Annotated in this window: 21 protein-coding genes; 8 read left to right on the forward strand and 13 right to left on the reverse strand. The window is 52.5% G+C overall.

Annotated features, from left to right (window positions below; all coding sequences use genetic code 11):
* Positions 1-323: 323 nt before the first annotated feature.
* From EGY08_RS05180 to EGY08_RS05190, 3 genes are all read right to left on the reverse strand, one after another.
* A protein-coding gene (locus tag EGY08_RS05180) for an IS3 family transposase (RefSeq protein WP_096913407.1) occupies positions 324-1525 on the reverse strand; the annotation gives its coding sequence in 2 pieces (ribosomal slippage) (positions 324-1210 and positions 1210-1525; 1203 coding nt in all).
* Positions 1526-1568: 43 nt separating this feature from the next.
* A complete protein-coding gene (locus tag EGY08_RS05185; protein WP_228712771.1) occupies positions 1569-3695 on the reverse strand; it encodes an Ig-like domain-containing protein in 2127 nt (708 codons plus the stop codon).
* Between the two features lie 603 nt (positions 3696-4298).
* The gene (locus tag EGY08_RS05190) at positions 4299-4712 is read right to left on the reverse strand and encodes a CoA-binding protein (RefSeq protein WP_004131030.1); all 414 of its coding nucleotides are present in this window, start codon (positions 4710-4712) and stop codon (positions 4299-4301) included.
* Positions 4713-4866: 154 nt separating this feature from the next.
* Here EGY08_RS05190 and mgsA point away from each other — a divergent pair, with 154 nt between their 5' ends.
* Entirely contained in the window at positions 4867-5325 is a 459-nt protein-coding gene (gene mgsA / locus EGY08_RS05195; RefSeq protein WP_024360052.1) for a methylglyoxal synthase, read from the forward strand.
* 28 nt (positions 5326-5353) lie between these two features.
* Here the strand turns inward: mgsA and helD are convergent, their stop codons facing one another.
* The gene (helD, locus tag EGY08_RS05200) at positions 5354-7408 is read right to left on the reverse strand and encodes a DNA helicase IV (RefSeq protein ID WP_123828296.1); all 2055 of its coding nucleotides are present in this window, start codon (positions 7406-7408) and stop codon (positions 5354-5356) included.
* A 122-nt stretch (positions 7409-7530) separates the two neighbouring features.
* Between helD and EGY08_RS05205 the strand changes: the two genes are divergently transcribed.
* Positions 7531-7977 (forward strand): YccF domain-containing protein, encoded by a 447-nt coding sequence (locus EGY08_RS05205; RefSeq protein ID WP_004871560.1) that lies wholly within the window; start codon positions 7531-7533, stop codon positions 7975-7977.
* A gap of 17 nt (positions 7978-7994) precedes the next feature.
* Positions 7995-10130, forward strand: a complete 2136-nt coding sequence (gene yccS, locus EGY08_RS05210; protein ID WP_049112826.1) for a YccS family putative transporter — start codon at positions 7995-7997, stop codon at positions 10128-10130.
* On the opposite strand, the gene EGY08_RS05215 is transcribed toward yccS, so the two are convergent.
* Positions 10118-10741: a TfoX/Sxy family DNA transformation protein gene (locus EGY08_RS05215; protein ID WP_049112818.1), complete on the reverse strand. Its 624-nt coding sequence runs from the start codon at positions 10739-10741 to the stop codon at positions 10118-10120. The genes yccS and EGY08_RS05215 overlap by 13 nt on opposite strands.
* 462 nt (positions 10742-11203) lie before the next feature.
* On the opposite strand from EGY08_RS05215, the gene sulA reads away from it, so the two are divergent.
* Entirely contained in the window at positions 11204-11713 is a 510-nt protein-coding gene (gene sulA / locus EGY08_RS05220) for an SOS-induced cell division inhibitor SulA (RefSeq protein WP_049112816.1), read from the forward strand.
* A 353-nt stretch (positions 11714-12066) separates the two neighbouring features.
* Positions 12067-13137, forward strand: coding sequence for a porin OmpA (gene ompA, locus EGY08_RS05225; RefSeq protein ID WP_004131016.1), 1071 nt, complete (start codon positions 12067-12069; stop codon positions 13135-13137).
* 93 nt (positions 13138-13230) lie between these two features.
* Here ompA and matP read toward each other — a convergent pair whose 3' ends face one another.
* Positions 13231-13683 (reverse strand): macrodomain Ter protein MatP, encoded by a 453-nt coding sequence (matP, locus tag EGY08_RS05230; protein ID WP_004131014.1) that lies wholly within the window; start codon positions 13681-13683, stop codon positions 13231-13233.
* 185 nt (positions 13684-13868) lie between these two features.
* On the opposite strand from matP, the gene EGY08_RS05235 reads away from it, so the two are divergent.
* Together EGY08_RS05235 and fabA are read left to right on the forward strand one after the other, a co-directional pair.
* Positions 13869-15626, forward strand: a complete 1758-nt coding sequence (locus tag EGY08_RS05235) for an AAA family ATPase (protein WP_087830125.1) — start codon at positions 13869-13871, stop codon at positions 15624-15626.
* A gap of 69 nt (positions 15627-15695) precedes the next feature.
* Positions 15696-16214: a bifunctional 3-hydroxydecanoyl-ACP dehydratase/trans-2-decenoyl-ACP isomerase gene (gene fabA, locus EGY08_RS05240; protein WP_004131011.1), complete on the forward strand. Its 519-nt coding sequence runs from the start codon at positions 15696-15698 to the stop codon at positions 16212-16214.
* A 66-nt stretch (positions 16215-16280) separates the two neighbouring features.
* Here the strand turns inward: fabA and rmf are convergent, their stop codons facing one another.
* From rmf to rlmKL, 6 genes are all read right to left on the reverse strand, one after another.
* Positions 16281-16448, reverse strand: a complete 168-nt coding sequence (gene rmf, locus EGY08_RS05245; RefSeq protein WP_004871568.1) for a ribosome modulation factor — start codon at positions 16446-16448, stop codon at positions 16281-16283.
* Between the two features lie 255 nt (positions 16449-16703).
* A complete protein-coding gene (gene pqiC, locus EGY08_RS05250; RefSeq protein ID WP_004131009.1) occupies positions 16704-17267 on the reverse strand; it encodes a membrane integrity-associated transporter subunit PqiC in 564 nt (187 codons plus the stop codon).
* Complete coding sequence (gene pqiB / locus EGY08_RS05255) at positions 17267-18904, reverse strand: intermembrane transport protein PqiB (protein WP_004131007.1); 1638 nt, start codon at positions 18902-18904, stop codon at positions 17267-17269. Before pqiB ends, pqiC begins: the two co-directional genes overlap by 1 nt.
* Positions 18894-20162, reverse strand: a complete 1269-nt coding sequence (gene pqiA, locus EGY08_RS05260) for a membrane integrity-associated transporter subunit PqiA (protein WP_123828297.1) — start codon at positions 20160-20162, stop codon at positions 18894-18896. The genes pqiB and pqiA overlap by 11 nt, the downstream gene beginning before the upstream one ends.
* Before the next feature lie 14 nt (positions 20163-20176).
* Entirely contained in the window at positions 20177-22084 is a 1908-nt protein-coding gene (locus EGY08_RS05265) for an ABC transporter ATP-binding protein (RefSeq protein ID WP_004131004.1), read from the reverse strand.
* Between the two features lie 12 nt (positions 22085-22096).
* Positions 22097-24202 carry a bifunctional 23S rRNA (guanine(2069)-N(7))-methyltransferase RlmK/23S rRNA (guanine(2445)-N(2))-methyltransferase RlmL gene (gene rlmKL / locus EGY08_RS05270; protein ID WP_004131002.1) on the reverse strand — a complete coding sequence of 702 codons (2106 nt, stop codon included), beginning with the start codon at positions 24200-24202 and terminating at the stop codon, positions 22097-22099.
* A gap of 98 nt (positions 24203-24300) precedes the next feature.
* Here rlmKL and EGY08_RS05275 point away from each other — a divergent pair, with 98 nt between their 5' ends.
* On the forward strand, positions 24301-25410 hold the full coding sequence (locus EGY08_RS05275) for a YcbX family protein (RefSeq protein WP_112165332.1): 1110 nt from the start codon (positions 24301-24303) through the stop codon (positions 25408-25410).
* Here EGY08_RS05275 and zapC read toward each other — a convergent pair.
* On the reverse strand, positions 25407-25949 hold the full coding sequence (gene zapC / locus EGY08_RS05280) for a cell division protein ZapC (protein ID WP_004130998.1): 543 nt from the start codon (positions 25947-25949) through the stop codon (positions 25407-25409). The genes EGY08_RS05275 and zapC overlap by 4 nt on opposite strands.
* Positions 25950-25993 lie beyond the last annotated feature (44 nt).

Below are 25993 nucleotides of genomic sequence, written 5' to 3' on the forward strand. Positions count from 1 at the left end.
GTCACTGTCAGAATCGGAGTCGCTGTCAGAATCGGAGTCACTGTCGGAATCAGAGTCACTGTCGGAGTCGGAATCGCTGTCGGAGTCAGAATCACTGTCGGAGTCAGAGTCGCTGTCGCTGTCCGAATCCGAGTCACTGTCTGAATCCGAATCACTGTCGGAGTCGGAATCGCTGTCCGAGTCAGAGTCGCTGTCAGAATCGGAGTCGCTGTCGGAATCGGAGTCACTGTCAGAGTCCGAATCACTGTCAGAGTCCGAATCACTGTCGGAGTCCGAGTCGCTGTCTGGATTGGCCCCTATATTTCCAGACACTTTTTATCGCTTTACCCATTACTGGTTCGCCGCCGCAGATATTCCCGTGGCGAACGATATCCCAGTGCACTGTGCGGATGCCATTCGTTGTAATGTTCGAAGGCCTCCGCAAGGTTCTTTGCCGCTGTTAACCCGTCAGGTTTTGGCATGATGCTGATGTAGTCGCGCTTCATCGTTTTCACGAAGCTCTCCGCCATTCCGTTGCTTTCTGGACTACGTACCGCCGTATGTTTTGGCTCCAGTCCTACCATTCTGGCGAACTGACGCGTCTGATGAGAACGGTAGGCTGAACCGTTGTCTGTCAGCCACTCAACGGGGGATGTCGGCAGCCTGTTACCGAAGCGACGCTCTACTGCACCCAGCATGACGTCCTGCACGGTTTCACTGTCATATCCACCGGTACTTGCCGCCCAGTGAAGTGCCTCGCGATCGCAACAGTCCAGTGCGAACGTGACCCGCAGTTTTTCACCGTTATCACAGCTGAACTCGAAGCCGTCGGAGCACCACCGCTGGTTACTTTCTCCAACGGCCACTTTCCCTCTATGCGCCCGCTTCGAGGGCGGTATTGCCGGTTTACGCTCAAGCAGCAGCGCATTCTGACGCATGATGCGGTATACGCGTTTGGCATTGATCACCGCCATGTCGTCAGTTTCTGATTGTCTGCGCAGCAGTGCCCATACACGACGATAACCATAGGTGGGCAGATCGTCGATAACGGTATGGATACGAGCCAGCGCTTCAGTATCATCAGGCTTGCGCTTGCACCGACGATCCTGCCAGCCCTTCGACCGACGGGCCATGGCATGCAGTTGCGCACGTGAGACCCGGAGGCAACGACTGACAAGGCTTATTCGCCATCCTCCGGCAACAAGGGCACGTGCGCTATCCACTTTTTTTGTCGGCCATATTCAACGGCTTCTTTCAGCAGCTCGTTTTCCATGGTTTTTTTGCCCAGCAGGCGCTGTAACTCTTTAATTTGCTTCATTGCAGATGCCAGCTCCGACGCGGGTACAACCTGTTCACCCGCGGCAACCGCAGTGAGACTGCCTTCCTGATATTGCTTACGCCACAGGAACAGCTGACTGGCAGCAACGCCATGCTGACGGGCGACCAGCGACACGGTCATTCCGGGCTCAAAGCTCTGCTGAACAATGGCGATTTTTTCCTGAACGCTGCGCCGTCTGCGCTTCTCTGGACCTAGAACATCAATCATTCGGACTCCAACGACTAGTCTAAAACTAGTATTAAGACTATCACTAATTTAAGTGATACCAACTGTCTGGAGATTCATGGGGCCAGTCTACAGCATCACTGTCGGAATCCGAGTCGCTGTCGCTATCAGAATCGCTGTCAGAATCAGAATCACTGTCGGAGTCCGAATCGCTGTCGGAGTCGGAGTCACTGTCGGAATCCGAGTCGCTGTCTGAGTCCGAATCACTGTCAGAATCAGAATCGCTGTCAGAATCAGAATCACTGTCGGAATCCGAATCACTGTCGGAATCGGAGTCACTGTCGGAGTCAGAGTCGCTGTCGGAGTCCGAGTCACTGTCAGAGTCGGAATCGCTGTCGGAGTCAGAGTCGCTGTCAGAATCGGAGTCGCTGTCGGAATCGGAGTCACTGTCAGAATCGGAGTCGCTGTCAGAGTCGGAGTCGCTGTCAGAGTCGGAGTCGCTGTCGCTATCAGAATCGCTGTCCGAATCGGAGTCACTGTCGCTATCCGAGTCGCTGTCCGAATCAGAATCACTGTCGGAGTCCGAATCACTGTCGGAGTCGGTGTCATCGGTAAGATCGACAGTTAATATAAATATCGGGGATCGTCCGCTGACGTTGCCGGCCAGATCGGTCACCGTGGTGCTCAGGCTATGGGATCCTTCCTCCAGTGCTTCAGGAGTAAAGCTCCAGTTCCCGTCAACACCCGCAATTGCGGTGCCCAGTACGGTATCACCGTCATAAATTGTGACCGTGGCACCCGCTTCCGCCGTGCCACTCAGGGTTGGCGTATCATCATCCGTTACGCTACCGCTGTTCAGCGTGCCCGTGTCTTCTCCTGCATTATCAGTTACCTGCAGATCGCTAACCGGGTCCACTATAGTGTCTACCGTCAGCTCAAACGCCGGCGAACTTTCACTGACGTTCCCGGCTTTGTCCGTTACCGTAGTACTCAGGCTGTGGGTGCCTTCGTCCAGACTATCTGGCGTGAAGCTCCAGCGTCCATCCTCGCCGGCAACCACTGTGCCCAACACTGTGTCGCCGTCATAGATCGTCACCGTGGCTCCCGCTTCCGCCGTGCCGTTCAGAGTGGGCGTCGCATCGTTGGTCAGATCCCCACTCTGCAGCTGGCCGGTGTGCTCTGCAACATTGTCAGTTACCTGCGGAATGCTGGCAGCGGGCGCAGTGGTATCTATCGTCAGCTCAAACGCCGGCGAACGCTCGCTGACGTTGCCGGCTTTGTCCGTCACCGTCGCGCTCAGGCTATGAGACCCCTCGCTCAGCTCCGGTAACGTGAAGCTCCAGTTGCCATTTTCATCCGCGACGACAGAACCCAGTATGGTATCTCCGTCATAAATCGTTATTGTTGCCCCAGCTTCTGCCGTCCCTTTAATCTCTGGGGTCGTATCGTCAGTGACATCTCCAGAATGCAGCACACCAGTGATGGGGCCCACATTGTCAATGACTGCTATGTTCTGTGCCGCGGTGGGTAGCTCGGTATCAGTATCGGAGTCGCTGTCAGCATCAGAATCACTATCCGCGTCGCTGTCAGCATCTGAATCACTATCTGAATCTGAATCCGAGTCGGAATCACTGTCAGAATCGGAATCACTATCCGAATCTGAATCCGAGTCGGAATCACTGTCAGAATCGGAATCACTATCCGAATCGCTGTCAGCATCCGTATCACTGTCGGAGTCTGAATCACTGTCAGCATCTGAATCGCTTTCAGAAACCGAAGAGTGGTGGTCTTTGTTTGAGGTGCCGGCGAACATCGCCGCAATGCCCAGCAAAGCTGCGCCCGCCATGACCCAACCAGCAATACTTTGTCCTGCGCCACCGGTCGCAATGACTTCAGAGAGATCGCTAATTAGCGAATAGTGTGCTCCATCAGTACCCGCTCCTTCCAACCACCATAATGCGCCAGTGTCATCATCCATAAGAACCAAATCACTGTGCTGTCCATGTTCATCCACAACGAAAAAGTTTTTAATTGTAACGGTGTCACCGTTATGGAGTTTTAGAACAAGATCATTACCTTGGCGGGTATACGAACTTATATCCTCACGCTTAACGTGCAGGACAACCACTGACTGCGTATTGAGATTAATTTGATTGCCATCAACGGTGTATTCAACACCTGTTTCTTTCACTGTCACATTTATATTTTTCATCAGGTTGCACCCTTGAGATGAAGACGCAGTCAGAGGTATGAGATAATTCTTAATTATGCACCTTATTAGATATACCAGTTCCTGGCGTCCCGCAAGGTTAAATAAAAACAGAAACATTACATTCTGAAATAAATAAAAAACACTAAATTACAATAACTTAAAACAATAAGCTTACATTTTTAAATGTTAATTAAGGCTATAATTAAAATCGTTACTCACGGTTATTACAATGAAGATAAAATCATGGATAATACATTTCTCATATCGTTAAACCTCCATTTAAGTACCAGGTGAAAAATTTCCGTGATATTAATCATAAAAATCACACAAGAAAAAACAAATATTTTTGAAAGATTCAAAAAAAAATTATCGCCGTTCCCCATGTATTTACCAGGGGTTATTTATAAAAAATAAATTATCTATTGGAGAAGATTTTTCGTAATAAGGGAGATAAAGCCAGGAAGGTGTCCGTTAAATCCACAAAGATAATGCGCTTTATTTTTAAATAAAGAAACGTTTCGATGTAGTTTTAATTAAAATACTGTCCCTAAATAACTTAATTTATATTGATAATAAAAAACCCCGTCAGGCGGGGTTTTAGGTTTATCGGGCTAATCCCAATCGAGGGATCTCAATCGCCGGACAGCGATCCATCACCACGTTTAGACCGGCGTCTCGGGCGAGAACAGCCGCTTGTTCATTGATTACACCCAGCTGTAGCCAAAGCGTTTTCGCACCGATAGCCACCGCTTCCTGGGCAACGCCCCAGGCCGCTTCCGAATTACGGAAAACATCGACCATATCCACTTTTTCCGGCACGTCAGCAAGCGTGGCATACCCTTTTTGCCCCAGCAGCGTGGTACCCGCAACCTTAGGGGAAACGGGAATAACGTGATATCCCTGCTCCAGAAGATACTTCATCACCCGATAGCTTGGGCGATCAGGTTTGTCACTTGCCCCCACCAGGGCGATAGTCCGCGTCGAGGTCAAAATACCTACGATATCGTTTTCTTTCATCATCATCCTCCTGCTATTTAGCCCAAGTGTATGCTAATCCGGATGAACCCGCATGAGTCCTGACCTGCAGATGCGTCAAATTTTTTCATCCCGACGCTTGCAGCAACAGTCACTTCCAGTAATCTGTCTACAGGCCAAAATGTGGAATGAAATGATGGAACTAACAACACGTACCTTGCCAGCGCGCAAGCATATTGCGCTGGTTGCACACGATCACTGTAAAGATATGTTGATGAAATGGGTCGAGCGCCACCAGCAACTGCTGGCGCAACACACGCTATCGGCGACAGGAACGACCGGAAATCTGGTATCACGCGCGACCGGGCTGGAGGTACAGGCGATGCTAAGTGGTCCCATGGGCGGCGATCAGCAGGTAGGAGCGCTGATTTCAGAAGGTAAAATCGATGTATTGATTTTTTTCTGGGATCCGCTGAATGCCGTACCGCACGATCCGGATGTGAAAGCGTTATTACGTTTGGCGACGGTATGGAATATCCCCGTCGCCACCAACGTTTCGACCGCCGACTTTATTATCCAGTCCCCGCATTTCAACGACCCTGTTGATATCCTGATCCCTGATTATCAACGCTACCTTGCAGAGCGTCTGAAATAAGCCCCGCTGGCGGCCATGCCGCCAGTCATTATGGTTTTCTTGCTACCGGGACACTCAGCGCCTCTAACATTTCAACAAACGGGGAAGGTTGTTCTTTATTAAACAATAACCATACGCGCAGACGTGCGCGGGTGATGGCGACATACAGTAACCGCCTCTCTTCGGCATCGGGAAAATCCTCCGGCTGCGGTAATAGCGCCTGCTCCATAATCGACTCGCGTGCCGGTGCGGGAAACGCATCATCCCCCTCCTTAAGGCCAAGAATAATGGCGTAATCGGCTTGTTGCCCTTTGCTGGCATGAATAGTCATAAAATCGAGCTGCAGATGCGGCCAGCGCGTGGCGGCTTTCTCAAGCGCCACCGGCTTCAAATGATGATAACGAGCTAACAATAAAATCCGCTGTTCTCGTTTGACATAACCGCTCATTTTATCAAGCAGATCGTCGAGTTTGTCCTCCGCTAATAACGTCACCGCTTTTTTGTCCCCTGCGACAAGGCTGTTTAGCGGTTTCGTTAACTGATGCGGATTTTGTTGGATAAACCCGTTGGCGACCTCTCCTATCCGACTATTAAATCGGTACGTCGTATCCAGCGCACAGCAATCTCCTTCGCCAAAATAGTGATTAAAGGCTGTTGTTAAAGAGAGCTGAGCACCGCTAAAACGGTAGATAGCCTGCCAGTCATCGCCAACGGCAAACAGCGTAGTCTGCGTGTTTTGCCGACGTAACGCGGCGAGTAGGGACGCCCGCTGCGGGGAAATATCCTGAAACTCATCTACCAGAATATGCTTCCACGGGCTGACAAAGCGCCCCTTATCCAGAATATTAATCGCCTGATGAATCAGGCCGGAAAAATCGACGGCGTTTTCATCTTTTAATGCCGTTTTCCACGCTTTTAGCAAAGGGGCCATCAGCTTGACGCGCTTGCCAAAAAGATCGCGTACCTCTTCAGGCGCTCCAGCAATCATTTCAGCCTGCGAGCCGCCATGCATTCGCATCAGGCTAACCCAGCGGTCAAGGCGACTGGCGATACGACGCTGCAGCGTTTTATCCTGCCAAAAATCCCCTTCCGGGATCTGCCAGTCCATTTCTTCTTCCAGCCACAGTCGCCAGCCTTTCGCCTGCGCTTTTTTCTCCTGGCACTGCTGCTGCCAGCTCTGGACTAAGAGTCTTTGCCGTGCGGCGCTGTCGTTCTCCAGCTTGCTGATCGTCGGAGCTTTTTTACTGCCCTGCTGAATAATATGCAGAGCCAGGGAATGAAAAGTTCGCGCAGAGATCTCTTCAGTTCCCAGACGCTCGCGGATGCGCTCATCCATCTCCTGCGCGGCTTGTCGACCAAACGCCAGGAGCAGAATCTGCTCGGCCGCCGCTTCGCCACGGGTCAATAGCCAGCCAGCGCGCGCCACTAACACGGAAGTTTTACCGCTTCCGGCGCCTGCCAGAACTAATAACGAACGCTCGCCGTTTACGACTGCGCGCGCCTGAGCCGGATTCAGCGGCGATGATTCTACCGCGGCAAAAAAGCCGCGGTATTGTTCCAGCATTGATTCAGTAAACGTTTGATTATGCTCGAGCCTGGCTTTCTCGGTGTTGCTCAACCAACTTTGACATTGCCGCCATAACTCGCGGCAGTTATCGAAAGCGTCAAGACGGGCTGTTGGTACAGGTAATCCGCCAAGCGCATGGCGGATTTTACGCTGGATATCGCTCACCTGCTGACGCGTCAACCATTTCCCCTCTGCGCTGGAACGCGCCACGTCAGCCAGCTGCTGGCGAAGGACATCAGCGGCGATATCGCTCATTTCCGCGCTCCACTGCTGCCAGAGCGTGTTCAAATGATGGTAAAAACGCTGGGTTTCATTCCATTCGGTGCCATGCAAACGCACAACTTTCTCGCCCGGCAGGATAAATTCCAGCTCCCCCCATACCAGACCACGCTTGCAATGGATTGATAATAACTGATTGAAAGGTATAAGATATTCATGGCTATCACCGGAAACCTTTACTCCGGCATTAAGAAGTTGCACCCTATCATAAGGATGCTGAGCCATGCGCTTGCCCAATGTTGTCGCTCTAAGTTCCATATAATGTCGAATTTCAATCAGGTTGGATGTTTTTAAGTTTAACCGCCAGCGACCGGGTGCTCCAGCGTAAAAAACGCTACAATGGCCAGGCCTTATTATCCACGGAATTAAACAGAGGGTTTATGCGTACCGTTCTGAATATTTTAAACTTTATCCTTGGCGGATTCGCCACCACGCTCGGCTGGCTTCTGGCGACGTTGGTCAGCATCGTGCTGATCTTTACGCTACCTCTCACCCGCTCCTGCTGGGAGATAACAAAACTCTCTCTTCTACCCTATGGTAATGAAGCCGTTCATGTTGATGAACTCGATCCTCAGGGAAAGAATAGCCTGCTAAACGCGGGTGGGACACTACTGAACATTTTATGGTTTATTTTCTTTGGCTGGTGGCTATGCCTGATGCACATTTTTTGTGGCATCGCACAATGCCTGACCATCATCGGCATTCCAGTTGGCATCGCCAATTTCAAAATCGCCGCTATTGCTTTATGGCCAGTAGGCCGTCGAGTCGTCTCCGTCGAGACTGCTCGTGCTGCGCGTGAAGCCAATGCGCGCCGCCGCTTTCAGTAACTGAATGGAACACAGAAATGCTCACCCCCCTGCTACGCCGCTATACCCGGAACAGCGCCTGGTTATATAACATCAGGATTTTTATCGCACTTTGCGGCACGACCGCGTTTCCCTGGTGGCTTGGCGAAGTAAAACTCACGATTCCTTTAACGCTTGGGGTCGTGGCAGCGGCGCTGACCGACCTTGATGACCGCCTGACAGGACGTCTGCGTAATCTGGCCATTACCCTCGTGTGCTTTTTTATTGCTTCGGCCTCGGTGGAACTGCTCTTCCCCTGGCCTTGGTTATTCGCAGCAGGATTAACCGTTTCTACCATCGGCTTTATTTTGCTCGGTGGGTTGGGCCAGCGCTATGCCACAATCGCCTTTGGCGCCTTGTTAATCGCCATCTATACCATGCTGGGGGTAACGCTTTATAGCCACTGGTATCTCCAGCCGCTGTTTTTGCTGGCCGGGGCGGTGTGGTACAACTTACTCACCCTCGCAGGGCATCTTATTTTCCCCATCCGTCCCCTACAGGACAACCTTGCACGCAGCTACGAGCAGTTAGCGCACTATCTGGAACTTAAATCGCGCCTGTTCGATCCGGATATTGAAGATGAAAGCCAGGCGCCTCTGTATGACCTGGCAATAGCCAACGGTCAGCTAGTGACAACCCTAAATCAGACCAAAGTTTCCCTGCTGACGCGCCTGCGCGGGGATCGCGGTCAGCGCGGAACGCGTCGCACCCTGCAGTATTACTTCGTGGCGCAGGACATCCACGAACGCGCTAGCTCTTCGCATATTCAATACCAAACGCTGCGCGATCGCTTTCGTTACAGTGACGTGATGTTCCGCTTTCAGCGCATGCTGTCAATGCAGGCGCAGGCATGCCAGAAACTGTCCCGAGCCATCCTGCAGCGCGAGCCCTACCTTCACGATACTCACTTTGAGCGCGCTTTTATGCACCTTGACGCCGCGCTCGATCGTGTAAAGGCCAGCGGCGCGCCGGCGGACCAGATCAAGGCATTAGGGTTTTTGCTTAATAACCTACGCGCAATTGACGCCCAGCTGGCGACAATTGAATCTGTCCAGACCACCTCGCAGTTCAGTCACAACACGGAAAACCTGTTGGCTGACGACCAGCCTGGCGGTTTTGGCGATGTCTGGCTGCGCTTGCGCAGTAATATGTCCCCCGAGTCCGCCCTGTTTCGCCATGCGGTTCGAATGTCATTGGTCCTGTGCGCTGGCTACGCTTTTATCCAGTTGACCGGGCTGAATCATGGTTACTGGATATTGCTGACCAGCCTGTTTGTTTGCCAGCCAAACTATAACGCGACTCGCCACCGGCTGGCGTTAAGGATAATCGGTACCCTTATCGGCGTGGCGATAGGTCTCCCGGTGCTGCTTCTCGTTCCATCCGTTGAAGGCCAGCTGTTTTTAATTGTTTTGACCGGCGTGCTGTTCTTCGCTTTCCGTAATGTGCAGTACGCCCATGCAACAATGTTCATTACCCTTCTGGTTTTGCTTTGCTTCAACCTCCTGGGTGAAGGTTTTGAAGTCGCCCTACCGCGTATATTTGATACGCTGATCGGCTGCGCTATCGCCTGGGCCGCTGTCAGCTTTATTTGGCCTGACTGGAAATTCCGCAATCTGCCGCGAGTACTCGAACAAGCAATCAACGCTAACTGCCGGTATTTAGACGCCATACTTGAGCAATATCATCAGGGACGCGACAACCGCCTTGCCTATCGCATTGCGCGAAGAGCAGCGCACAACAGGGACGGTGAATTGGCATCAGTAGTCTCAAACTTATCAACTGAACCAAGAGCGGGCTCGCAAATTCGAGAAACCGCTTTTCGTTTGTTGTGCCTGAACCACACTTTTACCAGCTATATTTCAGCCCTGGGCGCCCACAGGGAAAAGCTGACAACGCCAGATATCCTGGCGCTGCTGGACGATGCCGTTTGTTATGTTGATGACGCGCTGCACCACTCGCCGGCCGATGAGCAACGGGTACAGCAAGCTCTATCAAGCCTGCAGACCCGGATACAGCATCTCGACCCCCGTGCCGAGAGCAAGGAGCCGCTGGTACTTCAACAAATCGGGCTGCTACTGGCGCTGCTGCCAGAGATTTGTCGGCTACAGCGACAGGTTGAGATTCAACCTGAGTAGGCCTCCCTCTCCTGCATTTGTTCCGCCGCCCACTCCTCAAGCTCCTGACGCTGTTGCGTCGGGAGCGTGGCTGCATGTACGCCAGCAATAGCTCCCTGTAAACAATAAAGAATATTAACCGTTAACGCTTTATTCATTTTCCGTAACCTCAGCCAGGCTTCTTTGGCCCCAATCTTACGCAGCGTTAATTCATCTGTGATGCCTGAATTAATCAACTGTAGCTCCATGTGAAAACTGATATTTGGCAAATTTTTCAATCTCCCTGAATGCCGCTGCCGATGTTTTTCATAGCGAGCGCTCTGTAATGACAGCGCTGATAAATGAAAAAGCATTTTGCTATCCTGCCAAAGCCCTTCATCAATATGATAATACTTCAGCGCGACCAGACGACCATTCTTCTGCATCTTCAAAAGCGGGTTTTTATGCGCCACGCGGTACTCCGCGCTCTGCTCACAGACCCGAAGATAGATTTCCCCCTCGGCCATCATGGCAAATACGGTGTTATCTATCGCCAGGCTATAGCCACCAAATAAGGGCCGACAGCTTATTTTTCCTAATGGAGACAAACATGCCCGAAACTGATGGATCCTAAAACATACAAGTTTCTTCATGATTATTCCTTTGTTAATCATGTAAATAAGACATAAATTTGCTAACGGATCCGTTAATAAAGAAAATAAGTGACTTCTCTTCATGCGGCAACATGAATTATCTCTTTATTTTAATCAGCTTGTTTTTTTGCGAGCGGCTTTCAGAAAATAGCCTTTTGATGAAGTCAAAAGCAGGGAAAGTAAAATGCTTAATTAATATTAATCACATTAGAGCACAAAGTGGAGGGTATCTCTGGTCACTCGTATACGGTTAACATCATCATTTGTGAGAAGAATTTATCCAGGTAAAAAGCGCAACAACGATGAATTCACATTATGTACGCGCTGACATACGACGCTATCGGCACTTGCTTATTCCCAGAGATGTACAAATTTCATCCAGAAACAGAGAAAATAGTGTTGATCTTTCACCCTGCCGCATATACTGTATATGCATACAGTAAGCCACAGGCGGGATAGACTATGTTTACATCAGCTCACGCAAATCGTTCACCACTGACTTCTACTTCAGTACGTCGTCGCTCTCATGACGCTGCCGAACAGCCAGCTAACGGGCTGATCAGTGAAATAGTCTATCGAGAAGATCAGCCTATGATGACGCAGCTACTATTGCTTCCTTTATTACAGCAGCTTGGTCAGCAGTCACGCTGGCAGCTCTGGCTGACTCCACGGCAGAAGCTAAGCCGTGAATGGGTGCAGTCATCCGGTTTACCGCTGTCCAAGGTTATGCAGATCAGCCAGCTCTCCCCCGCTAATACCCTGGAGTCAATGGTTCGCTCACTGCGCACCGGAAATTATAGCGTCGTTATTGGCTGGCTATCAGAAGAACTGAGCATTGAGGAACATGAGCGACTGGTTGCCGCTGCAGAAGAGGGTCACGCAATGGGCTTTATCATGCGCCCGGTAAGAAATAACGATCAGCCAGGCAGACAACTTTCTGGGCTAAAAATTCACTCAAACCTGTATCATTAACCGAGTTTAGGATTAATCCTGGAATTTTTTTTGCCCTGACGCGAGATGGGCTTTCTTGATGGGCATTTTTGTTAAAATGCTTGTCTGATGCGGCTTCGCGACTTTTTTTGCCCCGAATAAGTTCAACCGTATTTGTTAAACATAGCGTACACAACCCTTTTTTTTCATATGCCTGACGGAGTTCACACTTGTAAGTTTCGAACTAAGTTGTAGACTTTACATCGCCAGGGGTGATCGGCTTACGCTGCATGTATCAGCATAGTTAACAACAAGTCACGCCCCGGGTGAAGGATTTAACCGTGAGGTCTTCTGAACCTTCATGGCGAATTTTGGATGATAATGAGGCGCAAAAAATGAAAAAGACAGCTATCGCGATTGCAGTGGCACTGGCTGGCTTCGCTACCGTAGCGCAGGCCGCTCCGAAAGATAACACCTGGTACGCAGGTGCTAAACTGGGCTGGTCCCAGTATCACGACACCGGTTTCTACGGTAACGGTTTCCAGGGCAACAACGGCCCGACCCGTAACGATCAGCTGGGTGCTGGTGCGTTTGGTGGTTACCAGGTTAACCCGTACCTCGGTTTTGAAATGGGCTACGACTGGCTGGGCCGTATGGCTTATAAAGGCAGCGTTGACAATGGCGCTTTCAAAGCTCAGGGCGTTCAGCTGACTGCTAAACTAGGTTACCCGATCACTGACGATCTGGATATCTATACCCGTCTGGGTGGTATGGTTTGGCGCGCAGACTCCAAAGGTAACTACGCTTCTACCGGCGTTTCCCGTAGCGAACACGACACTGGCGTATCTCCGGTATTCGCGGGCGGCTTAGAGTGGGCTGTTACTCGTGACATCGCAACCCGTCTGGAATACCAGTGGGTTAACAACATCGGCGACGCTGGCACCGTTGGTACCCGTCCTGATAACGGCATGCTGAGCCTGGGCGTTTCCTACCGTTTCGGTCAGGACGATGTTGCTCCGGTTGTAGCTCCGGCTCCGGCTCCGGCTCCAGAAGTGACTACCAAGCACTTCACCCTGAAGTCTGACGTTCTGTTCAACTTCAACAAATCTACTCTGAAACCAGAAGGCCAGCAGGCTCTGGATCAGCTGTATACCCAGCTGAGCAACATGGACCCGAAAGACGGTTCCGCAGTTGTTCTGGGCTACACCGACCGTATCGGTTCCGATGCCTACAACCAGCAGCTGTCTGAGAAACGTGCTCAGTCCGTTGTTGATTACCTGGTATCCAAAGGTATCCCGGCTAGCAAAATCTCCGCTCGCGGTATGGGTGAATCCAACCCGGTTACTGGCAACACCTGTGACAACGTGAAAGCTCGTGCAGCTCTGATTGACTGCCTGGGTCCGGATCGTCGCGTAGAGATCGAAGTTAAAGGCTACAAAGACGTCGTAACTCAGCCGCAGGCTTAAGTTATATCGTCAATAAAAAACCCCGCAATGCGGGGTTTTTTTTGGCTTAAATTCCGCATTCAAAAAAACAGCAGAATCCCGGCGCCAGCATCGCTACTCTTTACCTAGCAGCACCTGCAAATCATGCTTCAGGCTGGACATCTTGCTGGCATACTTCTCTTTATGCTCAGCATCCTCAATTAACTGCACGATAGTTTCCGACAGCGTTTTACCCCGTCTTTGCGCCAGACCTGCAAGGCGCTGCCAGACCACGAATTCAAGGTCGATAGACTTTTTACGCGTATGCTGATGCTCCGCGTTGAAGTGACGCTTACGTCGAGCGCGGATAGTCTGCTTCATGCGGTTCACTAGCTCTGGATTCATATGCTGCTCAATCCAGGTATTCACCAGCACGGGTTCATTTTCGAGCGTCAGTAATACATCGACCGCGGCTTGCGCAGCGCTGGCTTCAATGTAGCGGGTAATAAGCTCACCTTCCCGATGCTTTTTTACCAGATAAGTCCATTTCCAGCCGCTTTCAAGATTTTCCAGTTGTTGATATTTCATTGCGATCTCAATGTGACCGTGTAACTCATTTCAGGATATCAGTTTTTTCCTGATGTGCTGAGAATAAATCATCTTTAGTGATGTTGGTAGATTCGTTATCACCACAACAATCGCAATCCCCCGTGTGCTCAGACGCCGCATAATGTATAATCGCGCGTTTTACATCTGACTAAAAAACAGCGACTTTGACCATTACGAAACTTACCCGAAACGACCTTGCTCCTGATACGGAAAGTTATCAGGCGCTGTTTGCACAAGCCGACCTGGCGCACGCAGAGGAATCCCTCTCAGGCGAACTGCAACCCCGTCTCTTTTATGCCCTGGAGCAGCTACTGGTCACTCCAGCCATTTCGCCATTTATGCTGGTTAAAATTCCGGAAGAACCGGAGTACCTGCAATGGTTAGCTAACGAAACCCGAACTTTACATCAACCGGCAGCAACACTCTGTGGCGTTCACTATCAGGTTGATGGCGGAAAAATCTCTCTTACGCCGGCGCATACTGCTGAAGATAATTTCGCCAGCGTTGCCCCGGTAGAAGCCGCTGACTGGATCGAAGCAGAACAGCTGTTTGGCTGCGTGCGCCAGTTTAATGGTGAAATCACCCTACAACCCGGTCTGGTCCATCGCGCCAACGGCGGCGTATTGATTCTCTCCCTGCGCGCCTTACTGGCTCAGCCCCTACTGTGGATGCGGCTAAAAAACATGGTGGCCCGCCAGCGTTTTGACTGGCTGTCATTCGATGAGTCTCGCCCTCTTCCGGTGAGCATCCCTTCTATGCCCCTGAGCCTGAAAGTGATCCTCGTGGGCGAGCGGGAATCCCTGGCTGATTTCCAGGAGATGGAACCCGAGCTTTCTGCGCAGGCTATCTACAGCGAATATGAAGATAACCTGCAAATTGCTGATGCAGATACGCTGAAGCAATGGTGCCAGTGGGTCTGGCAAAATGCTCAACAGCTTGAACTTCCGGGACTGTCCGCTAACGCCTGGCCGCTGCTGATTCAGGAAGGCGCGCGTTATACCGGCGATCAGGAAACTTTGCCGCTGTGCGTTCTCTGGATTGCCCGCCAGCTTAGAGAAGCCGCCGCGTTCTGTGAAGGTGAAGAGATTCGCGCCGAAGAGATACAAACCATGCTGGAGCGTCGTCTGTGGCGCGAGGGCTATCTTGCTGAGCGCATCCAGGATGAAATCCTGCAGGAGCAGATCCTGATCGAAACCGAAGGCGAATGCGTAGGACAAATCAACGCACTCTCTGTCATTGAGTTTCCGGGTCACCCTCGCGCGTTTGGCGAGCCTTCGCGTATCAGCTGCGTCGTGCATATTGGCGACGGCGAATTCATCGACGTTGAACGCAAGGCCGAGCTGGGCGGCAACATTCACGCAAAAGGCATGATGATCATGCAGGCGTTTCTGATGTCCGAGCTGGAGCTCGAACAACAGCTTCCCTTCACCGCCTCCCTGACCTTCGAGCAGTCCTACAGCGAAGTGGATGGCGATAGCGCCTCCATGGCCGAACTGTGCGCGCTAATCAGTTCGCTGGCCAATGTACCGATTAATCAGAGCATCGCCGTTACCGGCTCTGTCGATCAGTTTGGTCGCGTACAGCCGGTTGGCGGGCTCAACGAGAAAATTGAGGGCTTCTTCGCTATTTGCCAACAGCGTGGGCTGACCGGTAAACAGGGCGTCGTCATCCCCTCCGCCAACGTTCGTCATCTGAGCCTGGCACAAGAACTGCAGCAGGCCGTTGCGGATGAGCAGTTCTTTATATGGGCAGTCGATGACGTGTCGGAAGCGCTGCCCATTCTGACCCAGTTGCTCTGGGACGGCGAAGGACAAACTTTACGGCAAACCATTCAGGAACGAATTGCGCAGGCGACACAGCAAGAGAGTCGTCATCGCTTTCCGTGGCCGCTACGCTGGTTAGGCGGTTCAGGTTCGAACTGATCGGACTTGTTCAGCGTACACGTGTTAGCTATCCTGCGTCCCGAACTCAAAATAAGGCTTACTGAAAACATGGTAGATAAACGCGAATCCTATACAAAAGAAGACCTTCTTGCCTCTGGTCGTGGTGAACTATTTGGTGCAAAAGGCCCCCAGCTGCCGGCACCAAGTATGCTGATGATGGACCGCGTCATCAAAATGAGCGAAACCGGTGGTAACTATGACAAAGGTTATGTTGAGGCAGAACTCGATATTAACCCGGACCTGTGGTTCTTCGGTTGCCATTTCATTGGTGACCCGGTAATGCCGGGCTGCCTGGGTCTGGATGCCATGTGGCAGCTGGTTGGTTTCTACCTGGGCTGGTTAGGCGGTGAAGGTAAAGGCCGTGCATTAGGCGTGGGTGAAGTTAAGCTCACTGGCCAGATACTGCCAACGGCGAAGAAAGTGACCTACCGTATTCATTTCAAACGCGTGATAAACCGTCGTTTGATTATGGGCCTGGCGGATGGCGAAGTGCTGGTTGACGGTCGTCTGATTTACACCGCAACCGACCTGAAAGTGGGCCTGTTCCAGGACACTTCCGCATTCTGATAAGCAGTGACCCGTTAGAAAAGGCGAAGCCCCCGCGCAGCGGAGGCTTCTTTTTTAAAGAGACAGTCAGGCAGTTTGTACCCTGTCCTCCATGGCTTCTCGCCAGCCTCCTAGCCAATAAGACCTTTGGTTTAAGGTCTGGTAAGGACACATTTCCTTCGACCTTCCGGTAATACCGGCCTGGTACCCACGCTGATGTGCCCGTTCCAGGCGATCTCGTTTTTGTCTCTTCATGCCTCGTTTCCCTCATTCTTTGATCTGGTGGAAAAGAAAACAATGGTCACTTAATGCGCAACCACGGTTAACGAATACCGCGAATCAGAGATAGCGTCAATGCGCAAAATTCACGCCATTGTCATATTTGTGAGCTACATGAAAGTTCGTTTGTACAAAAACTGTGAACCAGCACAAGTAACAATCTGATGAGACAAACAAAAAGCCACTGCGATTTTCATTCTCGCAGCGGCCTTTTACTCTTATGAATTTTACTTATGGCAGACGATTAAGCTCGCTGGCAATCGCGGTTGCTTCCTGAGTCCAGGCCTGAGCTAACGTTTTCACCATCGCGTCGTAGCCATCCTCTTGCTGCTTAAGCTCAATATGGAACGGCCGCTTGATCAGCTGCCCTTGATGCTTCAGCAGCCACTCGCCGCTGACGATTACCCGGCCATCGTAACGACCGTGAAAACCACTAACGGATACGTTCAGCGTATCTTGCTCGCTACCCAGCGGTTGAGAAGCGACAACCCATCCCGGTAGCTGGTTGCTAAGGTTCGCCACCAGCGTTGTTCTCAGCTGTTGATCGAGCGGGCTAGCCCATAGATTGTTGTTGGCAATCACATACTGAACATCGGTGGTCTGATAAACCACCCCGTTACCGGCCAGATAATCTGGAATGCTAACCTGCTCAACCCACAGCAAATTTTTGCTTTGATGGGCGGCGCTTTGCGCGCCTCCCTGCGCCACCGGAAGCTGATAGTAAGTTTTACTCTCGCCGCCGCTGCTGCATGCCGTCAGCGCGCATACCGCCGCCGCTATTAGCCATTTCTTCATTATTTCGCTCCCTTCGGCTGTGGATCTTTTTTATCCTTCGCCTCAAATACCAGCGCATTGCTCTTATCATTGAGCGTTTTCAGTACCGGCTGCAGTTCGCGAAGAACCTGGTCGAGACGCTGCATGTCCGCAACCATCTTATTGTATGCCGCAGATCCCGGCTGGAAGCCTTGCATACTACGATTAAGTTCACGCAACGTATTCTGCATATCGCCCGGTAGCTGCTGCATCGACTGACTTGACGTTATCTTGTTCAGACTATCCAGCGTCGCCTGTACGTGCTGCATCGTTTTTTCACTTTGCGCCAGCGTACTGGTTGCCTGCTCCAGCAGCGGGTTAATTGGCAGATTATTAATCTTATCCAGCGCATCCATCAGCCGCTGCTGGATCTGCGCCAGGCCACCGCTCACGGTTGGAATAATCGGATATCCGCCAAACTCCTGGAACTTGCCGCGCGCTGGCGCTTTCGGGTAGAAGTCGAGATCGATATACAGCGCCCCGGTGACCAGGTTACCGGTTTTAAGTGAACCACGCAGTCCACGGTTCATCAGATCATCGATATGCTTACGAATGTCAGGATCGGTGCCTAACTGATTGATCAAGCGTTCAGGCTCAATCCGCACTTCGACCGGAATACGATAGTCATCGTTTAAGCTCTGCTTCAGACCGGGGATAAAGAACGGTACTTTACCCACGGTCCCAAGGCGGATACCGCGGAACTCAACCGGCGCGCCGGGTTGCAGACCGCGAATCGAATCTTTAAAGAACATCACGTAGTCAATATGCTGAGTAAACACTGAATCCTGAATGCTGCGCTGGTCGTCAAACAGATGATATTCAGTTTTATTCGCCACCGGCTCACCTAACGGCAACCCTTCGGGAATATCAAAGCTGACGCCGCCGCCAAACAGGGTCGACAGCGATCCCATTTCAACGCGCATACCGGCAGCGGTCAGATCCACCGCAATACCGCTATCCTTCCAGAAGCGCACGTTATTGGTTACCAGCCGATCGTTAGGCGCACTGATAAACAGTTGATAAGTAATGTTCCTTTTTTGCGCATCGAAAGTGCTGGTTTCAACTGAACCTACGCGATAGCCGCGGAAAAGCACCGGATCGCCGGGTGAAAGCTGACCCGCTTTGCTGCTTTCCAGCAGGATGCGAATACCTTTAGCATCAGGGGATGCCAACGGTGGTGAATCCAGCAGCGGATACTGCGACGGGACAGAACCTTTGGTACCGGGCTGCAGTTCGATATAGGCGCCGGATAACAGCGTCCCCAGACCGCTAATCCCTTCACGACCGACCTGCGGTTTAACCACCCAAAAAACCGAATCCTGATGCAGCAGTTTTTCCATGCCTGAATTCAGCCGGGCTTTAACTTCCACGTGGGTCAGGTCATCAGTCAGCGTTGCGCTTTCAATCACGCCGACATCAACGCTGCGGCTTTTGATCCGGGTTTTCCCCCCTTCAATTCCCTCAGCGTTAGTCGTAATCAGGGTCACTTCCGGCCCCTGGTGACTATAGTGATAAAAAAGAATCCAGGCACCAATGAGCGCCGTAACTATCGGGAAGATCCACACCGGTGACCAGTTTTTCACCTTTTGCACCTTCGCTTCTCCGCTCTTATTTTCCATGCTGCAGTCTTTCCTCATGGCTTGAATCTGGCTCACGATCCCACAATAAACGAGGGTCAAACGTCATGGCCGAAAACATTGTCATTACTACGACCAGCGCAAACATCACAGCTCCTATCGCCGGATAGATATTCATTAATCCACCGATGCGTACCAGAGCGGAGAGGACTGCGATAACAAACACATCAATCATTGACCAGCGGCCAACAAACTCGACGACTTCATAGATCAGATGCATGCGCTCCGAGTCGCGATCTCCCTTGCCGCTTGCGTTCCAGCATAGCCAGCCAATGGCGATCATCTTTAACGTCGGCACCATAATACTGGCGATAAATATCACCATAGCAACCGGATACGATCCTTCACTCCATAGCAGGATCACCCCCGCCATAATAGTGGAGGGCATTTTATCGCCCAGCAGGTCGGTAATCATGATCGGCAAAATATTGGCGGGCATATAGAGGATCAATGAAGTCACCAGCAGCGCCAGCGTCCACTGCAGGCTGTTTTTACGCCGGGCGGTTCCCTTGGTACGGCAGCGTGGACAAACAGCCTCATCCACGGGCAAAACCGCCGTGCAGCATGAACACGAGCGTAGACCCTGGCGCAAACCGGAAACGCCGACTTTCAACGGCTGTTTAATCGGCGGCATTGGCGCAATATCATCCCATAACCAGCGGCGATCCACGCACTGGAACGTTCGCAGCTGTAACAGGCAGAACATACACCAGGGAATAAAACTCAGGCCGATGCCGATATCGCCGTATGCCATCAGCTTAACGAAGCTAACCAGTACTCCGGCGAGGAAGATCTCCGCCATCCCCCAGGTTTTAAGGTGAAACAGGATCCGCGCCAGAAAGGCTTTTAACCCGGAAGGCATGCTCACCCGGTTGACCAGTAGCAGTATAGTGACCAGGCAGAATGCCGGCACCAGCTGTACGAACAGTAAAAAGAAAGTCCCGAGGCTGGCGTAATCCTCGGTAAACAGCACATTTGGAATTTCCAGTAGCTCAATTTCGCTGCTGATCCCCCCAACCTTCATAAAGATGAAGGGAAACAGATTGGCCAGCAGCAGCATGAACAACGCGACCAGCGCGTAGGCTGTGGGACGCTGCCGGGGAGCGTCCCATGACGTTGTTAATGTCGTTCCGCAACGCGGACACGTAGCTTTCTGGCGATGCTCCAGCTGCGGCAAAGCCACCAGCAGATCACATTGTCGACACAGGATATGCCGCGCAGCATGATGATGATCGCACATGAAAACTCCTCAGCTTACGCGCCGTTTTTTAATCCTTCGAGATATTCCCAGCGTTCGAAGGCGGTTTCTAGCGCCTGCTCCGCTTCACTCAGCTGCGCAAGCACCTGCTGCGTATGGTCATGCGATTGCCCAAAGAAAGAAGGGTCGGCAACCTGCTCCTGCAAATTCTGCAGCTGGGCTTCCAGCTCTTCCAGTTTCTGCGGCAGCTGTTCCAGCTCGCGCTGCAGGTTATAGCTTAGTTTGCTGGCAGCGCGTTTGACACTTTCTGCTTTCGGTTGAGCAACTTCAACAGTCTTTTTAGAAACCGACTGCTTTTTCGCCAGATACTGGGCCTGCTGACCGCGTGCGTCATGATAGCCGCCAACGTATTGACCAATTTGTCCCGCGCCTTCGAAGATCCAACACTCCGTTACCGTGTTATCAACAAATTGACGGTCGTGGCTAACCAGCATCACCGTTCCCTGATAGCCGTCAACCAGCTCTTCCAGCAGTTCCAGGGTTTCGACATCCAGATCGTTTGTCGGTTCATCGAGAATCAACAGGTTACTGGGCTTGAGAAACAGACGCGCCAGCAACAGACGGTTACGCTCACCGCCCGACAGCGCGCGCACCGGCGTCATCGCGCGTTTCGGATGGAACATAAAGTCCTGCAGATAGCCCAGGACGTGGCGCGGCTTGCCGTTCACCATCACTTCCTGTTTACCTTCCGCAAGGTTATCCATCACCGTTTTATCCGGATCAAGTTCCGCGCGGTGCTGGTCGAAGTAAGCCACCTCCAGCTTGGTACCCACGTGAATACGTCCGCTATCCGCCTGCAGTTGACCGAGCATCAGCTTTAGCAGCGTGGTTTTGCCGCAGCCGTTCGGGCCAATCAGCGCAATTTTGTCACCTCGTTGGATTTGGGCGGTGAAATCTTTCACCAGCACCTTGCCATCAACCTGGTAGTTGACGTTCTCCATTTCGAACACGATCTTGCCCGAACGCGCGGCCTCTTCGACCTGCATCTTCGCGCTGCCCATCACTTCACGGCGCTCACCGCGCTCGCGACGCATGGCTTTTAACGCCCGTACGCGCCCTTCGTTACGGGTACGACGCGCTTTGATCCCCTGGCGGATCCACACTTCTTCCTGCGCCAGCTTGCGATCGAACTCCGCGTTCTGTAATTCCTCCACGCGCAGCGCTTCTTCTTTATCCAGCAGATACTGATCGTAGTTACCCGGATAGGTGACCAGCTTGCCGCGATCGAGATCGACAATGCGCGTCGCCATATTGCGGATAAAGGAACGGTCGTGCGAAATAAAAATAATAGTGCCTTTGAACATCTTCAGGAAACCTTCCAGCCAGTCGATAGTTTCAATATCGAGGTGGTTGGTCGGTTCGTCGAGCAGCAGCACGCGCGGCCCGCTGACCAGCGCGCGGCCAAGGGCCGCTTTACGCAGCCAGCCGCCGGAAAGCGAGGAGAGCTCGGCGTTAGGATCGAGACTGAGCTGTTCCAGCACTTCATTAATGCGGCTATCGAGCTGCCACAGGCCTAAGTTATCCAGTTGCTCCTGAAGACGCGCCAGTTCGTTCAGATTCTTATCACTCGGATCGGTCATCACCAGCTGCGAAACATCGTGATAGCCCTTGAGATAAGCCGCTTGTTCCGCAATCCCTTCGGCCACAAAGTCGTAAACGGTGCCGGTTACATTACGCGGCGGATCCTGCTGTAAACGTGCCACAACCAGATCCAGTTCATAGATAATGCGCCCGTCATCAAGACCCTGTTCACGATTGAGGATCTTCATCAGGGTCGATTTACCCGCACCGTTGCGCCCTACCAGGCAGACGCGTTCGTTATCTTCGATATGCAGTTCAGCATTATCCAGCAGCGGCGCATCGCTGAAAGAGAGCCAGGCGCCGTGCATACTAATTAAAGACATTCTTTATTCCTTTCAGGCTGCGGTAATCAGCCAGCAGTTGTGAATCTGACGGTTGCGGGCAAAATCCTGAGACAGCGTTTTTTGCGTGATCTCCTGCGCCTTCAGGCCCAGTTGCTCCAGCCCGTCATGATCCATACGGAAACCGCGTTTGTTGTTCGAGAACATAATCGTGCCGCCTTTACGCAGCAGACGTTTTAAATCGGTCATCAGGCGCAAATGGTCGCGCTGAACGTCAAACGCATCATCCATACGCTTGGAGTTGGAGAAGGTTGGCGGATCGATAAAGATCAGGTCGAACTGCTCGGTCGTCTCCCGCAGCCAGCCCAGCACATCGGCCTGCATCAGGCGATGCGCGCGGCCGGTTAAGCCATTGAGGCGCAGGTTACGTTCAGCCCATTCAAGATAGGTACGTGACATATCGACCGTCGTCGTGGAACGCGCGCCGCCAAGGCCGGCATGGACGCTGGCGCTGCCGGTGTAGGAGAAAAGGTTGAGGAAGTCTTTGCCTTTACTCATCTGGCCCAGCATGCGGCGAGCGATACGATGGTCGAGGAATAGCCCGGTATCCAGGTAGTCGGTCAGGTTGACCCACAGACGCGCGTTATACTCCTGTATCTCAATGAACTCACCCTTTTCGCCCATTTTTTGATACTGGTTTTTACCTTTCTGCCGTTCGCGAGTTTTCAGTACCAGCTTGTTCGGCGCAATCCCCAGTACGGCAATGGTGGCGGCAATAATATCAAACAGGCGCTGGCGGGCTTTATGCGCATCAACGGTTTTCGGCGGCGCATACTCCTGCACCACCACCCAATCGGCGTAGCGGTCGATAGCGACGTTATACTCCGGGAGGTCGGCATCATACAGGCGATAGCATTCAATACCTTCCTGACGCGCCCACTTCTCGTATTTTTTCAGGTTCTTGCGCAGACGGTTGGCGAAATCTTCCGCCAGCATAGCGGTTTTGCCGCCTTCGTTTTCTGCAAGATGGTAGTTCTTCTGTACGCAGTCGAGCGGGCCGTTTTTCGCTTTAAACTGTTTATCAGCACGAAGCTGCAGGCAGCTCAGCAGATCCGGCGAGGCGCTAAACAGCGACAGGTTCCAGCCGCCAAACTGGTTTTTCATGATCCGCCCCAGCAGGCTATGCAGGGCAATCAGCGCCGGTTCACTCTCCAGACGCTCGCCGTACGGCGGGTTGCTAATCACCGTGCCATAAGGGCCCTTCGGCAGTGGGTTGCTAAGCTGGGCAACATCTTTCACTTCGAAGGTAATCAGTTCGCCAATACCGGCTCGGCGGGCGTTACGCTGCGCGCGTTCGATAACGCGGGCGTCAACGTCGGAACCGTAAAAGCGCGATTCATACGCCGCAAGTCCCTGACGGGCGCGGGTTTGCGCTTCGGCTTTCACTTCTTTCCAGATAGCATCGTCATGCTGCGCCCAGCCGCCGAAACCCCAGTGACCACGGTGTAAACCCGGCGCACGATCGGTGGCCAGCATCGCCGCTTCAATCAGCAGCGTACCGGATCCGCACATCGGATCGAGCAGCGGCGTACCCGTAGCCCAGCCGGAACGCATCACTATCGCCGCGGCCAGGTTTTCTTTGATTGGCGCCATGCCGGTCCCATCGCGGTAGCCGCGCAGGTGCAAGCCCTCGCCGCTGAGATCCAGGGAAATATGCGCGGTCTCTTTATTCAGCCAGACGTTAATTCGTAGATCGGGGTTTTCACGATCGACGTTGGGACGCGGCAGATTCTTACGCGTAAAGCTGTCTACGATGGCGTCTTTAACCTTCAACGCCCCGTACTGACTGTTACGAATCTCTTCGTTCAGCCCGCTAAAGTGCACGGCAAAAGTGGCATCCTGGGTGAAAATCTCCGTCCATGGAATAGCCTGTACGCCAAGATACAGATCCAGGTCGCTGTAGACGCTGCACTGCCCCAGCGGCAGCATAATCCGCGAAGCCAGCCGGCTCCACATCAGGCTTTGATACAGCAACCGCGTATCTCCCTGAAAATGGACCCCGCCCTGGACCAACTGGCAGTCCACCGCGCCCAGCCCTTCCAGTTCAGTTTTTAACAGCTCTTCCAGCCCACGAGCCGTACTGGCAAACAGAGAATTCATATCGTCACTTTTACTAAAAGAAAATTGGTGCGCATTATAGCCAATATGCGCCCTATGTCATAAAGTTAAAGGCTTATTTTTAAAGCCAGGGGCAGCGTATGGTCACCCTTTCGCGTCTTTTCGTTCATCCCGTCAAATCAATGCGGGGAATTGGGCTCAGCCACGCTTATGCAGATATCAGCGGGCTAGCCTTCGATCGTATCTTTATGGTGACGGAAACCGATGGCACCTTCATCACCGCCCGTCAGTTTCCGCAAATGGTTAAGTTTATTCCGGCGCCGCTCCATGATGGTCTGCATCTGACCGCGCCGGACGGCAGCAGCGCGGTGGTCCGCTTCAGCGATTTCTCGACGCAGCAGGAGCCTACCGAAGTCTGGGGTAACCACTTTACCGCCCTGATTGCCCCATCCGCGGTCAACCAGTGGCTAAGCGGATTCTTTAACCGCAGCGTTCAGCTCCGCTGGCTGAGTCCGCAGCTCAGCCGCAGGGTGCAACGTCACGATGCCGTGCCCCTCTCCTTCGCCGACGGTTTTCCCTACCTGCTGGCCAATGAGGCTTCACTACGCGATTTGCAAAAACGTTGCCCGGCCAGCGTAAGCATAGAACAATTTCGCCCGAATCTTCTGGTGACCGGCGCGGCCGCCTGGGAGGAGGATACGTGGAAAGTGGTGCGCATTGGCGAGGTCATTTTTGATGTCGCTAAACCGTGCAGCCGCTGCGTATTGACGACCGTCAGCCCGGAGCGCGGGCAAAAGCATCCTGCCGGCGAGCCCTTAAGCACGCTGCAGAGTTTCCGCACGGCGCTGGATAACGGCGATGTCGATTTCGGCCTGAACCTGATCGCGCGAAATAGCGGCGTAATCCGCGTGGGCGATGAGTTAGAAGTGCTGGCCCGCGGCCCGGCGAAGGCCTACGGCGCAGGCGAGAGTGATAATACGCCGGCACCTGAAGCGCAGCAGAACGCGACGGTAGAAATAGTCTGGCAGGGAGTGAGCTTTACCGGTAATAATCAGCAAATCCTGCTGGAGCAGCTGGAACAACAGGGAATTCGCATTCCTTACTCATGTCGGGCAGGAATCTGCGGCAGTTGCCGCATCCGGCTGGAAGAAGGGGAAGTCAGCGCGCTGAAGAAAAACGCGGTAGCCGCCGATGGCACTATTCTGTGCTGTAGCTGCGTACCGAAAACCGCGGTGAGGCTGACGCCTTAAACCGCCTGGCCCAGGCTGTAGCTGGCGACACCTGGCGCTGGCTGCAGTCTGTCATTCATAATTTTAATCACATCGCCCAGTTGCATCACGCGGCCGGCAAGCGTCAGACCGGGCTGAGCTAACAGGCATAGCGCGGCGTTTTCGCCGGGCTCAACCACCAACAGATTGACCTGCTGGCCGGTATCGCTGAGCCATGCGCTGGCGGCATCGCCAACGCCGGGCTGCCAGCTCTCTTCATGAGTATTGAAGTGCCAGCTTTTCGGCATTTGCGGTTTGAGAAAACGAATGGCGACCAGCGCATTAAGCACTAATTCTGCACGCTGTTCTTTTGTTAATTCGAGGTCGCGGCATTTTTCTTCAAAGGAAAAATAGAGCGCGGCATCATCAACGCAAAATCCGGAAGGCGCGAAGGCGTCGGGCGTCAACATTCGGCGGGCAAAACGCGACCTGAATAACATACCATTAGCCAGATCGAGCATCATGCGGTCATGCTCTTCATCATAATACCAGCGCCAGTTATCGTCAGGTTTGATCCGCATTTCTACCCCCGTCCTCTTCCACTTCCATCTGTAATTAACAGGTA

Source organism: Klebsiella sp. FDAARGOS_511 (assembly GCF_003812845.1).
In the GTDB taxonomy this organism is placed as follows: Bacteria; Pseudomonadota; Gammaproteobacteria; order Enterobacterales; family Enterobacteriaceae; genus Klebsiella; species Klebsiella grimontii.